The 15,195-nt window shown below is 68.0% G+C and carries 14 protein-coding genes; all 14 read left to right on the forward strand.

Going from position 1 to position 15,195, the window contains the following annotated elements; all coding sequences use genetic code 11:
- The first annotated feature begins 2 nt into the window (after nt 1–2).
- The 14 genes from ACFVDI_RS16135 (at nt 3) to ACFVDI_RS16200 (ending at nt 15,141) form a co-directional block, all read left to right on the forward strand.
- Nucleotides 3–1,082 (forward strand): dipeptide epimerase, encoded by a 1,080-nt coding sequence (locus tag ACFVDI_RS16135; RefSeq protein ID WP_378906723.1) that lies wholly within the window; start codon nt 3–5, stop codon nt 1,080–1,082.
- Nucleotides 1,079–1,660 carry a C40 family peptidase gene (locus tag ACFVDI_RS16140; RefSeq protein ID WP_378906725.1) on the forward strand — a complete coding sequence of 194 codons (582 nt, stop codon included), beginning with the start codon at nt 1,079–1,081 and terminating at the stop codon, nt 1,658–1,660. The genes ACFVDI_RS16135 and ACFVDI_RS16140 overlap by 4 nt, the downstream gene beginning before the upstream one ends.
- Before the next feature lie 85 nt (nt 1,661–1,745).
- Nucleotides 1,746–3,479 carry a glycerol-3-phosphate dehydrogenase/oxidase gene (locus ACFVDI_RS16145; RefSeq protein WP_378906727.1) on the forward strand — a complete coding sequence of 578 codons (1,734 nt, stop codon included), beginning with the start codon at nt 1,746–1,748 and terminating at the stop codon, nt 3,477–3,479.
- A 156-nt stretch (nt 3,480–3,635) separates the two neighbouring features.
- Nucleotides 3,636–4,235 carry a hypothetical protein gene (locus ACFVDI_RS16150; protein WP_378906729.1) on the forward strand — a complete coding sequence of 200 codons (600 nt, stop codon included), beginning with the start codon at nt 3,636–3,638 and terminating at the stop codon, nt 4,233–4,235.
- Nucleotides 4,236–4,557: 322 nt separating this feature from the next.
- Nucleotides 4,558–4,902 carry a hypothetical protein gene (locus ACFVDI_RS16155; protein ID WP_378906731.1) on the forward strand — a complete coding sequence of 115 codons (345 nt, stop codon included), beginning with the start codon at nt 4,558–4,560 and terminating at the stop codon, nt 4,900–4,902.
- A gap of 387 nt (nt 4,903–5,289) precedes the next feature.
- Nucleotides 5,290–5,805 (forward strand): hypothetical protein, encoded by a 516-nt coding sequence (locus tag ACFVDI_RS16160; RefSeq protein ID WP_378906733.1) that lies wholly within the window; start codon nt 5,290–5,292, stop codon nt 5,803–5,805.
- Nucleotides 5,806–6,054: 249 nt separating this feature from the next.
- Complete coding sequence (locus tag ACFVDI_RS16165; RefSeq protein ID WP_378906735.1) at nt 6,055–6,444, forward strand: hypothetical protein; 390 nt, start codon at nt 6,055–6,057, stop codon at nt 6,442–6,444.
- A 173-nt stretch (nt 6,445–6,617) separates the two neighbouring features.
- Nucleotides 6,618–7,286 (forward strand): hypothetical protein, encoded by a 669-nt coding sequence (locus ACFVDI_RS16170; protein WP_378906737.1) that lies wholly within the window; start codon nt 6,618–6,620, stop codon nt 7,284–7,286.
- A 441-nt stretch (nt 7,287–7,727) separates the two neighbouring features.
- A complete protein-coding gene (locus ACFVDI_RS16175) occupies nt 7,728–9,350 on the forward strand; it encodes a succinic semialdehyde dehydrogenase (RefSeq protein WP_378906739.1) in 1,623 nt (540 codons plus the stop codon).
- Nucleotides 9,347–11,059, forward strand: coding sequence for a GMC family oxidoreductase N-terminal domain-containing protein (locus ACFVDI_RS16180; protein ID WP_378906741.1), 1,713 nt, complete (start codon nt 9,347–9,349; stop codon nt 11,057–11,059). Before ACFVDI_RS16175 ends, ACFVDI_RS16180 begins: the two co-directional genes overlap by 4 nt.
- A gap of 246 nt (nt 11,060–11,305) precedes the next feature.
- Entirely contained in the window at nt 11,306–12,880 is a 1,575-nt protein-coding gene (guaA, locus tag ACFVDI_RS16185; RefSeq protein WP_378906743.1) for a glutamine-hydrolyzing GMP synthase, read from the forward strand.
- A 36-nt stretch (nt 12,881–12,916) separates the two neighbouring features.
- Nucleotides 12,917–13,948, forward strand: a complete 1,032-nt coding sequence (locus tag ACFVDI_RS16190; protein WP_378906745.1) for a hypothetical protein — start codon at nt 12,917–12,919, stop codon at nt 13,946–13,948.
- Between the two features lie 213 nt (nt 13,949–14,161).
- A complete protein-coding gene (locus ACFVDI_RS16195; RefSeq protein ID WP_378906747.1) occupies nt 14,162–14,503 on the forward strand; it encodes a DUF3140 domain-containing protein in 342 nt (113 codons plus the stop codon).
- Nucleotides 14,500–15,141 carry a UdgX family uracil-DNA binding protein gene (locus tag ACFVDI_RS16200; protein ID WP_378906749.1) on the forward strand — a complete coding sequence of 214 codons (642 nt, stop codon included), beginning with the start codon at nt 14,500–14,502 and terminating at the stop codon, nt 15,139–15,141. The genes ACFVDI_RS16195 and ACFVDI_RS16200 overlap by 4 nt, the downstream gene beginning before the upstream one ends.
- Nucleotides 15,142–15,195: the final 54 nt, after the last annotated feature.

A 15,195-nucleotide genomic window follows, 5' to 3' on the forward strand; every position in this document is an offset into this window, starting at 1 on the left:
CGGTGCCTCGGGTCGTCGCGGTGCGCACGCAGCGCGTCCGGGTGCCGCTGCACACCCCGTTCGTGACCGCGCTGCGGCGTACGGAGTTCGCGGAGACGGTCGTGGCCACCGTCGAGGACTCCGACGGGTGCGTCGGGTGGGGTGAGGCGCCACAGGTCTGGAGGGTCACCGGCGACTCGCTCGCCGGGTCCGTCGCGGCGCTGGAGGGGCCGATCTCGGACGCGCTGGTCGGTGCCTCCGCCGATCTTTCGTCCGCCGGGCTGATCCAGGGGGCGGTCATCGGGAACCGGTCGGCCAAGATGGCCGCCGACATCGCGCTGCACGACCTCGTCGCCCGGCGAGCCGGGGTGTCCATGGTCGAGCACCTGGCCGGTGAACCGGGCATCCCAACGCACCTCACCACCGACATGACCCTCTCCGTCGGCACCCCCGCCGACCTGGCAGAGGCGGCAGCCGCCCGAGCCGGTGACGGGTTCACGACGCTCAAGATCAAGGTCGGAACGGACGCGGCAGGCGACGCCGGGCGCGTGCTCGCGGTGCGCGAGGCGGCCCCGGGCTGCGTACTCCGTCTCGACGCCAACACCGGCTGGCGCGCGGACGAGGCGGTGGCGGTGCTGACGACCCTGGCCGACCAGGGCGTCGAGCTGGAGTTCGTCGAGCAGCCGGTGGCCCGGCGTGACCTGGAGGCGATGGCGTACGTCCGTCGTCATCAGCCCTACACGATCCTCGCCGACGAGTCGGTCTTCGACCTCGAGGACCTCGTCGACGTGATCCGCGCGGGTGCGGCGGACGCGGTCAACGTCAAGCTGGCCAAGTGCGGCGGGATCACGCCCGCGATCGAGCTGCTGGAGGTGGCGGAGGGCCACGGTCTCGGCCGTCTCGTGGGCTGCATGATGGAGTCCCATCTCGGCATCGGCGCGGCCGCGGCCCTGGTCGCGGCGACCGGCATCCCCGGCGAGCAGGATCTCGACGCGGGCTGGTGGGCGAGGAGCTCTCCCTATGCCGGCGGGATCAGCTACGACGGCCCCCGCATCGTCTTCCCTGATCAGCCAGGCCTCGGCATCGAAGGAGTCCTCCCATGACCACCGTCAACCAGCCCACCTTCGTCGTCGCCGAGCCCGCCCCCGACGCCGAGCACGAGACCGAGGTCGTCCCCGGCGAGGAGGTCGTCGTCCTGAAGACGCAGGGGGAGTGGGCCTACGTCGTCGTCCCAGCCCACGCCTCCTCGAAGGACGAGCGCGGCTATCCCGGCTGGCTGCCGACGGCCGCCCTCGCCGCGCCCGTCGGCACCTTGCTCGCCAAGGCCCGCACCTACCTCGGCGTCCCCTACGTCTGGGGCGGCACCACCGACGCCGGCATCGACTGCTCGGGGCTGGTCTTCCGAGCGGCCGGGGCCATCGGCGTACGTCTCCCGCGAGACGCCCGCGATCAGGTCGTCGCGCTCGAGGCGATCGACCTCGACGACGTCACCGCCGGCGACCTCTACTTCTTCGCCCAGGAGCCCGGGGACAGGGTCACCCACGTGGCGATCGCCACCGCGCCTCCGGAGCCGGACGGCGCCCGCCCGATGATCCACGCCGACGGCGACAAGATGCTCGTCGTCGAGGAGCCGATGGCTCCGGACAGGCTCGCCACCCTGGTCAGCGCCGCCCGTCTGTGACAGCGGTGTGACTTATCAGCCGGCGCCGGTGAACTTCTCGCGCGCCAGAAGTGACAATTCGGCGTGGTGAGTTAACTTCGAACGTATGACTCGTACTGGGGCACTGAGTCCACACAGCCGCGATCTCGCGATCGGCACGATGGTCGGTGCGGCGGGAGAGACCGAGCTCGACGTACTCGTCGTCGGCGGAGGTGTGACCGGCGCCGGAGTGGCGCTGGACGCCGTCACCAGAGGCCTCAGCACGGGCCTGGTGGAGCAGCGCGACCTGGCCTCGGGAACGAGCTCGCGCAGCTCGAAGCTCGTCCACGGCGGGCTTCGCTACCTCGAGATGCTCGACTTCGAGCTGGTCCGCGAGGCGCTCCAGGAGCGCGGTCTGCTGCTCAACACCCTGGCCCCGCACCTGGTCCGGCCGGTGCCGTTCCTCTACCCGCTGACCAACCCAGTCTGGGAGCGCGCCTACATCGGCGCGGGCCTCGCGCTCTACGACGGGATGGCGAGCTTCGGCCCGCTCTCCGGGCTCGGCAACTCCGGCCTCCCGCGCCACCGCCACCTCACCCGTCGGGGCGTCGCCCGGATCGCCCCCGACTTCAACACCGACGCGATCACCGGCGCGATCCAGTACTACGACGCCCAGGTCGACGACGCCCGCCTGGTCATGACGATCGCCCGCACCGCCGCCTCCCACGGCGCCCACATCGCGACCCGGGTCCAGGTGACCGGGTTCCTGCGCGAGGGCGAGCGGGTCGTCGGCGTCCGTGCCCGCGACCTCGAGCACGACCAGGACCTGGTCATCCGGGCCAAGACCGTCGTCAACGCCGCCGGGGTGTGGACCGACGACATCCAGGCGATGGTCGGCGGCCGCGGCGCCCTGCACGTCAAGGCGTCCAAGGGCATCCACCTCGTCGTCCCACGCGACCGGATCCGCTCCGAGTCGGGCTTCATCGTCCGCACCGAGAAGTCGGTCCTCTTCGTCATCCCGTGGGGCCGCCACTGGATCATCGGCACCACCGACACCCCCTGGACCTACGACCTCGCTCACCCGGCGGCCTCCAAGACCGACATCGAGTACGTCCTCGAGCACGTCAACGCGATCCTGCGCGAGCCGCTCGACCTCGAGGACGTCGAGGGCGTGTACGCCGGGCTCCGCCCGCTCCTCACCGGCGAGTCCGACCAGACCGCCGGCCTCAGCCGCGAGCACACCGTGGTCACCCCGCTGCCCGGGCTGGTGCTGATCGCCGGCGGCAAGCTGACCACCTATCGGGTGATGGCGCGCGACGCCGTCGACGCGGCGGCCCACTCGCTCGGCACCACCACCAACATGACCCTGCGCGACTCGATCACCGACAAGGTGCGGCTGGTCGGAGCCGAGGGCTTCGAGACCCGCTCGAACCAGCGCGTCCTGCTCGCCCGCCGCTCCGGCCTCCACGTCGCCCGGATCGACCACCTCCTGGGCCGTCACGGCGGCCTGATCGACGACGTGCTCGACCTCATCCAGGAGCGCCGCCCCCTCGCCCTGCCCCTCGAAGGCGCCGAGGACTACCTCGCCGCCGAGGTCGTCTACGCCGTCACCCACGAGGGCGCCCGTCACCTCGACGACGTGCTCGAGCGCCGCACCAGGATCTCGATGGAGACCTTCGACCGCGGCGTACGCGCTGCTCCGGCCGTCGCCAAGATCATGGCCGACGAGCTCGGCTGGGACGAGCAGCGCGCCAAGGAGGAGGTCGACCACTACCTGCGCCGCATCGAGGCCGAGCGTCTCTCCCAGCTCCAGGTCACCGACGAGGAGGCCGACCGCGCCCGGCACGAGGTGGAGGTCTGAGCCTGCGACCCTGCGACGAAGGAGCAGGGTCGCAACGCGAAGAGATCGAGCGAGCGTGCGGCTGAGCTTGCGAAGCCGCATCCGCGGGTCGAGATCAATTCAAGGCGAGCCGAATTGCCGTGGCGGACCAAGCGGTTGACGTAGCACTCTGACGCCATGTTCCTGGTCGCAGATCCCCCCGAGCCGCTGGCCACCGAAGATTTCGTGCTCGCCCCGCTGCGTCCCGAGCTGCTCGACCTGGACACCGAGGCCTACCTGGCCAGCCCGGACGTCATCCGCGACCACAGCTGTGGCCGGTGGCCGCTGGAGGGCTTCGGCACCGAGGACAACCTTCCGCTGGTGATCCGGCACTGGTCCGACCACCAGGCGAAACGCGCCTTCACCTACCTCTTCCTCGACCCCGAGGGCACCTCCTCGCTCGGCTGCCTCTACGTGCAGCCGCTGTACCCCTACCTGGAGGCGATGGGGGCCGACGCCCAGACCCTCCTCCGGTACGCAGGTGGCTCCACCGCCCGGGTCAGCTACTGGCTCCGCCAGGACCGTGCGCCCGGGCTCGGCGCGTCGGTCGCCGAGCGGCTCGACGAGTGGCTGCGTACGAAGTGGCCGTTGGACGCCTATGTCTACCGGGCAACCCCCGCGGAGCAATGCACCGTGCACGCCCTCGACAGGCTGCCCCTGGACCGTGTCGTCATCGACCTTCCGGCCGAGCAGCACGACTATCTGTGGTGGGCCGCGGAGGTATGTCGAGCCAGTTGACGTCTGCCAGCCAGCTTCGCGTAGTAACGGTTCGGATAGACGTGGCGCGGGTTATGGGATCGGTGGGTGACCGTATTGCTACGCGCTGGTAACAGATCTTGAGAACGGTCCAGGGCGCGTTGGACATGTCGGTAGGGATCGGACCCAACACGACCCGACGCGTTGGGGTAGATAAGGACAATGGCGAGTTTGTTGTGTTTGATGAGACACATCCTGGCAAAGCTGAGTTTCATGGGCACGTGCGTTCGTGGGCCGAGTTGAACCAACAGATGCAGAACGCCCTCATTCGCGGTGGCTTGGCCAACAGAAAGGGGAAGATGCTGTGAGTCTGCAGTTCTCTCAACCGGGGCCTTCGGACCGCCAAGAGCTTGAGCACGCAGAGCAAGCCAGGGACCTCTCGCGACTGCGCGAGGCGATCGTGGCAGTCGCACTTGGGGATTCGGACAGGCGGTGGGTTGACCAGAAGCTACTCGCGCTGACCTTCGATCAAGACGGGTCGGTCAGGGCTGTCGCGGCTCTTGGCTTGGGGCATGTGGCGCGGGTGCACGGCTCGATCGATCGTGCGGCGGTCATTCCCAGGTTGAACGCCTTGCAAGCAGACCCGGTAGCGGCAGGCAACGCTGAGAACGCGCTCGACGACATTGCGATGTTCACCCAATCGGAGTGAGGGACGTAACGGCCTGGCCCTTGTTCCTAGACACGCCGAACCTAGGACCTGCTGGGGAAGCGAGATGGTCCGGAACTGTGTCCTGCGGAAACGATTCAACGGGGTTTCGTCGGCAGGCCGTCGACTTGTACGAGTCCATTCCGGGTGCGACGTTGAAGTACATCGCGGCAGCCCCATGGAACCCTGGCCTACTGCGTCGAGGACCTGGGACGGGCAAGAAGACAGCCGGCGATGGCCCCGCCAGGACGACCGGCGCCCGGCCGGGCCAGCGGCAATCGAAGCGCTCGACCTGGGATGAGTCGCCGGAGGAGAAGGTCGCCCGCCTCGAGGCCGAAGTCGCCGAGGAGCGGGGTGGCGTCCTCAATACCGCCTACCCTGTGGTGGGTCATGACGATGGGCTTCCGTGTGTTCTTTCGGCCTGGAACTCCTACCGCTGGGCAGCGGGAGGAAGCGACGGCACTTGTCGTCGAGGACGACCCGTTCGCAGTCACGATCGCTGCTTGTGGGGTATTGGCCGCTGCCGCGGGTTCCGAGTTCTGCATCGAGGGCTTCGGTCGAAAACAGTGGTCCGTCGATGTGGCGTACGATCTCTCCACCTTCCTCGAGGCCACCCCGGATCTGATGGCGTCTGTCCGGGAGGGTCAAGTCGGGGAGGTCGACCTCTATGGGCAGGGAGTCGAGTGCCGGTTGAGCTTCGGCGGTGGTGATCCGGTTGAGGTTCGTTGTGTCTCGCAGTCCGGATGGCAACCTGCCCCCGAGCACGAGGTCGAACACGTTGCGCGTGAAGAGTTGATCAGGATGCTGACTGACCTAGCCCGAGAAACGGCCCAAGCACTTGCTGTGGTTGCGCCAAGCCTTGCATGGCGAGAGCCGTTCAGGGCATGGAACGAAGGGATAGTGTGAACGGCATGCCGTCCGAGTTGAGGTGCTCAGTTCGTCCTCCTGGTTACCTTCCTTGTGACCCCAGAGACATGTAACGGAGCCTCCATGAAACCCAGGGCTAATCAGTGTTGGGGAAGGAGAGGGGATCAACCTCACGAGAGGCGGAACGATCGTCGACGGGCACCACAGGTGGGGCGAGCTGATACGTCGTGTTGGTGATGGCCGGATCGACCCGGACACCCCAATTACCGTCTGGGGGATCGAGTAGCCATGCCGCTGATCGACTCGACAGACCCGGACTTCAAGGTGTGCCAGCTCGACTTCGGGGTGCTGATGGAGTTGCAGCGGGACGCTGAGGAGCGTGGCTGGGGCACGCGGTGGTCATCGGCTGACGCGTTGCGCAGTCAGGTCAAGGAGGACCACGTGCTCCTGCAGTCGTTCATGCGTGAGCAACGCGGCGGAGGTGCCCACGTCTATCGATGCTTGGTTCTGTTCACTACTGCTGCAGGTGAATCAGCAGGTGGCGTCGCAACCATTGACGTTGACCCTGCTCGCTACGAACAACTCCCGCGGATCGATCGAGATCCGGATGTCAGGGCGGCATATGTCAGGATCTTCCGCTTGGCCATGGGCCGGATTGAGAGAATCTCCAAGAATTGAGCCGGGCAACCGGAGGCGGCCATTGGCGCTGTCTTCCGGCAGAACCGGGGCCTGATCGGCTGTCGTGGCGTAGATATGCCGACCAAGGTGGTTCGCACTTATCGTGGGCGCGACTACACAATGACCGTCGACGGTGGTCGCATCGTGCAGTTCTTCCCGCATTAGGAGAAGCTATGATTGAGATCCGTTCATTTGTTCGCTTGCCGAACGGCGGCGCCATTCTTGCCGAGGAATGGATTCGGGACGCCGCGGGTGGCGATGAAGTCGACCTGGTCTCGATCGAGGGCTACATTGAACTGGTTGTCCAGGGTGAGCAGGTTCTCGGCGCCAACCATTGGGATTACCTTTACTTGCTCTGGGCAGATCTGGCCGCGGCCGTTGAGAATTTGAGGTCGACAGGTGACGGTGCTCTGCAGTTTTCGGATCAGCCACTCGAGTTGGGCATGCAGCGTGTTTCTGAAGGAGTTGAGTTGCGACTCAATGACTCGAGTTACGGCTCACCGGTCATAGTGAACGAAGCGCAGTTCGTGCAGGCTTGCCGTTCTCGGGGGGCAGCCTTCCTTGACGGGCTCGGCTTGGTCGCTCCTAGTCGCATGCCTGTTCTGAGAGAGATCCTTGGACAGTTGCGTCGAGACCCGGCGGAGAACCTGCTTGCGTCCGTGGACTGGCGACAGAGGTTGAGCAGCAAGCAGGTCGCCGCCGTTGAGATGGCGATTCGAGCTACTGGTGTCCAGGGCTCAGGCGATCGCGTAGAGAAGGTCGTTGACCTCCTGGCGGGAGTCGCCGGGGGTTTTGACAGCTGGGTTGCGTTGGCGATCGAAGAGCTGTCCTCGGCGCGATGAGTGGCCGGGTGTGCGGGGGCATGGCGATGCGGTCGTTGGCGATCAGGCAGACCACTTCGACGACGTTCGTCGCACCCACCTTCGTGGACCGCACGGCTGCGCCCGAAACGCGGGAAGGACTGCTGCACGGATAGGTGAAGCGCCCCAGGTTCTCTGCCGCTCCTATACGGGTTGCGGCTCTCGGTTGAGGCCCGTTCGACCTGTCCAGCGGCCGGCGGTGGGCGGCCGCCCACGCGAGTGATCCCTGCGCCTACTTTGCCGGGCTGCGGGGTCCTCCCGCACCGGGTTGCTTCCTGATGATGTGATCGGTCAGGTTGCGAAGCCTGACGTGCCAAGTCGCGTAGGTGCGCGGGTCGGCTGGACCCGTCAGTGACGGTTCGATCGGCCAGTTAGTGGGACGCATGTCTGGCTTCCGAGACGCCGGTCACATACTCTCGGTACATGAGCGCATCCAACCCGACTTCTTCCGGCGGCCCGATCGTCGAGGGCCCGCTCGATCCCGAGCACGACGCCACGGCGTCCCTGGCCCTCGAGCCTGACTACGTCTCCCGCCTGACCGGCCGTGTCGTGGCGACCACCGGGGAGTCCCGAGAGGTCATCAGTCCGCTCAACGGGGCGCCGCTGGCGCACATCCCGCAGTCGAGCGACGACGATGTCGCGGCCGCCTTCGCCAAGGCGCGGGTGGCGCAGGAGAAGTGGGCGGCGACGCCAGTCGCCGAGCGCGAGCGCATCCTGATCAGGCTGCACGACCTCGTCCTCGACCGGCAGGACGAGATCCTCGACCTGATCGTGCTGGAGTCGGGCAAGGCCCGCAAGCACGCCTTCGACGAGCCGCTGCACATCGCGCTGACCGCTCGCTACTACGGGCGCAGGAGCAGCAAGATCCTCGACACCGAGCGCAAGCTCGGCGTCATCCCGATGCTCACCCGGGTCGAGCTCAACCACGTCCCGAAGGGTGTCGTCGGCATCATCAGCCCGTGGAACTACCCGTTCACGATGGCGCTGTGCGACGGCCTGGCCGCGATCGCCGCCGGCAACGCGGTGGTCATCAAGCCCGACTCGCAGACCATGCTCAGTGCGCTCCTCGGTGCCGAGTTGCTCGAGGAGGCCGGCCTCCCGGAGAACCTGTGGACCGTCGTCGCCGGACCGGGCTCGAAGGTCGGCACCAGCATCATCCAGCGGGCCGACTACGTCTGCTTCACCGGCTCGACCAACACCGGCAAGATCGTCGCCAAGCAGGCCGCGGAGCGACTGATCGGCGCCAGCCTGGAGCTCGGCGGCAAGAACCCGATGCTGATCCTGAAGGACGCCGACATCGAGAAGGCGGCCGAGGGTGCGACCCGCGCGGTCTTCTCCAACTCCGGCCAGCTGTGCGTGAGCGTCGAGCGGCTCTTCGTCGACGACCAGGTCTACGACCGGTTCGTGGAGCGCTTCGTCGCCCGCACCCAGGCGATGACCCTCGGTGCCACCCTCGGGTGGGAGAACGACATGGGCACCCTGATCTCGCAGGCGCAGGTCGACACCGCGACCGCCCACGTCGAGGACGCCGTCTCCAAGGGCGCGCGTGTGCTCGCCGGCGGCAAGGCCCGCCCCGACCTGGCGCCGTTCTTCTTCGAGCCGACCATCCTCGAGGGCGTCACCCCGGAGATGACCTGCTTCGGCAACGAGACCTTCGGTCCGGTCGTCTCGATCTACCGCTTCCACAGCGAGGAGGAGGCGATCGAGCGCGCGAACGACGGCGAGTACGGCCTCAACGGCTCGATCTACAGCCGCGACACCGCCCGCGCCCGTCGCATCGCCCGCCAGATCAAGTGCGGCACGATCAACATCAACGAGGCCTTCGGCGCCACCTTCGCGAGCATCGACGCCCCCATGGGCGGCATGCGCGAGTCCGGCCAGGGTCGTCGCCAGGGCGTCGAGGGCATCCTCCGCTACACCGAGACCCAGTCGGTCGCCTCGCAGGCCGTGCTGCGCTTCGCGCCGCAGTTCGGGATGAGCGACCAGGCGTACGCCAAGTTCATGACCGCCTCGCTGCGGGTGCTGAAGTCGCTGGGCCGCGCATGACCCACTACGACGTACTCATCATCGGGTCGGGTTTCGGGGGATCGGTCAGTGCGCTGCGCCTGACCGAGAAGGGCTACAAGGTCGGTGTGCTCGAGGCGGGTCGGCGCTTCGCCGACGACGAGTTGCCCGACACCTCCTTCGACCTGCGCAAGTACCTCTGGGCGCCGGCGATCGGCTGCTACGGCATCCAGCGCATCGACATGGTCAAGGACGCCGTGATCATGGCCGGTGCCGGGGTCGGCGGCGGGTCGCTGGTCTACGCGAACACGCTCTACGAGCCGCTCGACCCGTTCTACGAGGACCCTTCCTGGAGCCACATCACCAACTGGAAGGACGAGCTCGCCCCCTACTACGAGCAGGCCAAGCGGATGCTCGGCGTCAACCTCTACCCCCACATGACCCCAGCCGACGAGGTCATGCAGAAGGTCGCGGCCGAGGCCGGACGCGGTGACACCTTCCACAAGGCGCCGGTCGGCGTCTTCTTCGGAGGCCCGGGCCACGTGCCCGGGCAGGAGGTCGCGGACCCCTACTTCGGAGGGGAGGGTCCCGACCGGCGTACCTGCACGAACTGTGGCGAGTGCATGACCGGCTGCCGCCACAACGCGAAGAACACCCTGGTCAAGAACTACCTCTACCTGGCCGAGAAGAACGGCGCCGAGGTGCACCCGCTGACCACGGTCACCCGCGTCTACCCGGCCAAGACCGGAACCGGGTACGTCGTCGAGACCCGTTCCACCAAGGCCAAGCTCGGCCTGGGCCGGACGAAGCGGTTCACCGCCGACCAGGTGATCTTCTCGGCGGCCTCGCTCGGCACCCAGAAGCTGCTCCACAAGCTCAAGCGCACCGGCGATCTGTCGCAGATCTCCGACCGTCTCGGCGAGCTGACCCGCACCAACTCCGAGTCGATCCTCGGTGCGATCGCGCCGGACAACGCCATCGACTACACCGAGGGCGTGGCGATCACCTCCTCGTGGCACCCCGACGAGCACACCCACATCGAGCCGGTCCGCTACGGCCACGGCAGCAACGCGATCGCGGCCATGCAGACGGTGCTCACCGAAGGTGGTCCCCGGCGGTTCCAGCGCTGGCTCAAGGAGATGTGGCTGCAGCGGCGCTCGCTGCGTACGTTCTACGACTTCAAGCACTGGTCCGAGCGCACCGTCATCGCGCTGGTCATGCAGGCGCTCGACAACTCGATCACGACCTTCCCGAAGCGCACGGTCTTCGGGTGGCGGATGTCGTCGAAGCAGGGCCACGGCAAGCCCAACCCGACCTGGATCCCCGCCGGCCTCGACGCCGTGCGGAAGATGGCCGGGGTGATGAGCAGGGGTGAGAAGCCGGGCTATGCGGGCGGCACGATCGGGGAGCCGTTCAACAAGCCGATGACGGCCCACTTCATCGGCGGCTGCACCATCGGCGACTCGGTGGAGACCGGTGTCATCGATCCCTACCAGCGGCTCTACGGCTACACCGGTCTGCACGTCGTCGACGGTTCCGCGATCTCCGCCAACCTGGGCGTGAACCCGTCGCTGACGATCACCGCGCAGGCCGAGCGGGCGATGGCGTTCTGGCCCAACAAGGACCAGGCCGACCCGCGCCCGGAGCTGGGTGCGGGTTACACCCGGATCCAGCCGGTCCGGCCGGCCTCGCCGGCGGTGCCCGCCACCGCTCCGGCGGCGCTGCAGCTGCCCATCGTTGACGTTCGGTGACCAGACTGTTGCCGTAGTGATACCGCGGCGCACGAAGTTTCTGGCAGGAAGTTTTTGGTTGACCCGTAACCGTGGTTAAGAGGGTTCGTTGGAGTGATCAGACCCGGGATTGCTCCCTCCCTAATACATGCCGGGTCTTCAGTCCGGGACAGTGATGCCTCGGGCAATCAGGGCCCGACCACCTCCCTCCCCGGTCGGGCCCTGGTGCATTTCACGGACGAAGCGACCCGTCGTTAGGATTCGTGCATGACGCAGGCTCCTGGGGCGGAAGAGCACGATCTGGTTCTCGTGGTGGACTTCGGCGCGCAGTATGCGCAGCTGATCGCACGCCGCGTTCGTGAGGCGAAGGTCTACTCCGAGATCGTGCCCCACTCGATGCCGGTCGAGGAGATGCTCGCCAAGAACCCGAAGGCGATCATCCTCTCCGGCGGTCCCTCGAGCGTGTACGCCGAGGGCGCCCCCGCCATCGACAACAGCCTGTTCACCGCGGGCACCCCGGTCTTCGGGATGTGCTACGGATTCCAGCTGATGGCCCAGGGTCTGGGCGGCACCGTCGACGACAACGGCGCCCGGGAGTACGGCCGGACCCCCGTCACCGTCGGCGTCCCCGGCACCCTGCTCCGGGACATGCCGCCGGCCCACAACGTCTGGATGTCGCACGGCGACTCGGTCTCCGAGGCGCCCGAGGGCTTCACCGTGCTCGCGAGCACGGCCGACACCCCGGTCGCGGCCTTCGAGAACGTCGACAAGCAGCTGGCGGGCGTGCAGTGGCACCCCGAGGTGCTCCACTCCGAGCACGGGCAGCAGGTCCTCGAGCACTTCCTGTGGGACATCGCGCAGTGCCGTCAGACCTGGACGATCGGCAACATCGCCGAGGACCAGATCGAGCGGGTCCGCCAGCAGATCGGCGACCACCGCGCGATCTGCGCGCTCTCCGGCGGCGTCGACTCCGCGGTCGCGGCCGCCATCGTCGCCAAGGCGATCGGTGAACGGCTGACCTGCGTCTACGTCGACCACGGCCTGATGCGGAAGAACGAGTCGGTCGCGATCGAGAAGGCGTTCCGGGAGTCGACCGGCGCCGAGCTGAAGATCGTCGACGCCGAGAAGGAGTTCCTCGACGCGCTCGCCGGGGTCACCGACCCGGAGGAGAAGCGCAAGATCATCGGGCGAGAGTTCATCCGCTGCTTCGAGCGTGCCGAGGTCGAGATCCTGGGCGACTCCGACGAGAAGGTCGCCTTCCTCGTCCAGGGCACGCTCTACCCCGACGTCGTCGAGTCCGGGGGCGGCGCCGGCACCTCCAACATCAAGTCCCACCACAACGTCGGCGGCCTCCCCGAGGACCTCGAGTTCGAGCTGGTCGAGCCGCTGCGTGAGCTCTTCAAGGACGAGGTGCGCGCCGTCGGCTCCCAGCTCGGCCTGCCCGACGAGATCGTCCAGCGCCAGCCGTTCCCCGGCCCCGGCCTGGGCATCCGCATCATCGGCGAGGTCACCAAGGAGCGGCTCGACATTCTGCGTGAGGCCGACGCGATCGCCCGCGAGGAGATGACCCGCGCCGGCCTCGACCGCGACATCTGGCAGATGCCGGTCGTGCTGCTCGCCGACGTCCGCTCCGTCGGCGTCCAGGGCGACGGCCGCACCTACGGCCACCCCGTCGTGCTCCGCCCGGTCACCTCCGAGGACGCGATGACCGCCGACTGGGCCCGGCTGCCCTACGACGTCATGGAGCGCATCTCCACCCGGATCACCAACGAGGTGAGCGAGATCAACCGGGTCACCGTCGACATCACCTCGAAGCCGCCGGGCACCATCGAGTGGGAATGAGTCGTCGAGCGGTCCCGGCCGTGGACAATGTCGTCCATGACTGAGCCGGACCTCGCTCGACGACTCCTCGACGCCCATGTCGCCCACGAGATGGCGGCGATCCGTGGCGTACGTTTCCTCGATCTCGTCACCGGCGAGATCGACTTCGCGCTGCGCGCTGCCAGTGACCTGACGCTCGACCAGGTGATGCCGCGTGACCTGATCAAGGAGGTCGCGCTCAAGTACGTCAGCACCTTCCGGCTCCCGGGCGCGATCCCGGAGATCGCCGGGGCGCTCGCGACGCGGCTGAGGGCGCACCCCGCCAACGACACCCAGCTGGGCAAGGTGGTCAGCCGGCCGCGGATCGCGGAGCTGGTCGAGGCCCTCGTCGAGATGCGTACGCTGCGCCAGCAGGTCCTACGCAGCCTGGCCGAGAACTCCGGGATCCAGGCCGGCGTCGGCACCTTGATGCGCGGCACCGCCCGGGGCGCCGTCGACACCGGACGTCGGCTCGCCGACAACCTCCCGGGAGGTGCCTTCGGCTTCTCGATCGCCGAACGCGTCGCCGGCCGGATGGCGGACACGGTCAAGGGCACCCCGGTCGGCGCGGCTGTCGACCAGAGCGCCCGCGAGCTCGCGGAGCGGGGAGCCGGGGCGCTCCTCGGCTATCTGTCCGACACCGCCGCCAGCTCGGTGACCGACGAGGAGGTGCACGACGCGCTGCTGGAGGTCTGGGACGCGCTCGCGACCCGTCCGGTGCGCGAGCTCGCCGACCTGATCGACGACGAGCAGCTGGTCGCACTCTTCGTCGGGCTCTACCAGGTCTGGCTCGACGTCCGGGACTCCGACTACCTGCAGGCCCTGGTCGACACGGGGGTCGACTTCTTCTTCGACACCTACGGGAGCTTCACCCTCGACCGGCTCCTGGAGGAGTGGGGCCTGGGTCGTGACGACCTGATCGAGGAGGCCCTCCGCTTCGGGCCGCCGGTCATCGAGGCGCTCGCCGAGGCCGGCGTCCTCGAGCAGCTGGTCCGTCGTCGGCTGACGAGCTTCTACGAGTCGCCGGAGGCTCGGGCTCTTCTGGGGTGACGCGCGGCGCGGCAATTTCCCGCCATGGCGGGGATCTGCTGGCCTCTTGAGGTCGAGTCGATGTCATTTCCCCGCCATGGCGGGGATCTGCTGGCTCACCTACGCCGAATCACTGTCACTCTCCCACCATGGCGGGAAAGTGCGGCGCCTGCGGGAGTTCACAGTCGCTCGCGAGGGTACCGGGACGGTGAACAAGCTCGAAGGAGGCACGAGATGGCCGAGACGATCGTCGACGACAGGCTCTGGGAGAACTTTCACCGCGCGGTGAACATGACCTCGCGCGACCTGCGGAAGTGGCTCGCCGTGCAGGGTGCGGGGGAGACGACCGAGACCGAGCCGGACCGGGCCGGGAGCGCGCTCGGTCACCGGGTGGCCGACATCCTCGGCAAGCGTCGGGCCGATGTGACTCCGGACGACGTGGACGTGATGCGGCGCGTCGTCGACAAGGTCACCGACCTGCGCGGCGGGGACACCGGCCAGTGGGAGCCGACCGCGGGCGACGCGCACTGGCGCCGCCGGCTGATGAACGTCGGACACGACCCGCTGGGTTCGTGAGTCTCGTGAGCGCCGCGGAGTGGGTGCCGCAGTCGCCGACCCTGACCGACCTGCGCAGCGCCGTCCAGGAGTGCCGCGGCTGCGAGCTCTATCGTGACGCCACCCAGGGCGTGATGGGCGAGGGCCCCACGCCCGCCCCGTTGATGCTGCTCGGTGAGCAGCCGGGTGATCGGGAGGACCGCGAGGGCGAGCCGTTCGTCGGTCCGGCGGGCGGCATCCTCCACGAGGCGCTCGCGGATGCCGGGATCGATCCGGAGGCGACGTACACGACGAACGTGGTCAAGCACTTCCGCCACCGCCTCTCGGGCAAGCGCCGCATCCACCAGTCGCCCACCAGCAAGCAGGTCGGCGCCTGTGCGCCGTGGCTGGCCGCAGAGCTGGACCTGGTACGTCCCGCCGGCGTCGTCCTGCTCGGCGGCACCGCCGGCAAGGCACTGTTCGGCTCGTCCTTCCGCGTCGGCGAGGCCCGCGGTCACCTCCTCGAGTGGCCCGAGGCCATCGCATCGGCGACCCTCGACCCGTGGGTCCTCGCGACGACCCACCCCTCGGCCGTCCTCCGCGCGGAGGACGAGCGGCAGGCGACGTACGACGGTCTGGTCGCCGATCTGAAGGTCGCCGCCGCGGCCCTGAAGAAATGACCGCCGAAAAATAGCGAAAGGCGATGTCGAGATCGCCGGTGCACGCTCGACGCG

The sequence above is a fragment of the Nocardioides sp. NPDC057767 genome (assembly GCF_042798275.1).
GTDB lineage: Bacteria > Actinomycetota > Actinomycetes > Propionibacteriales > Nocardioidaceae > Nocardioides.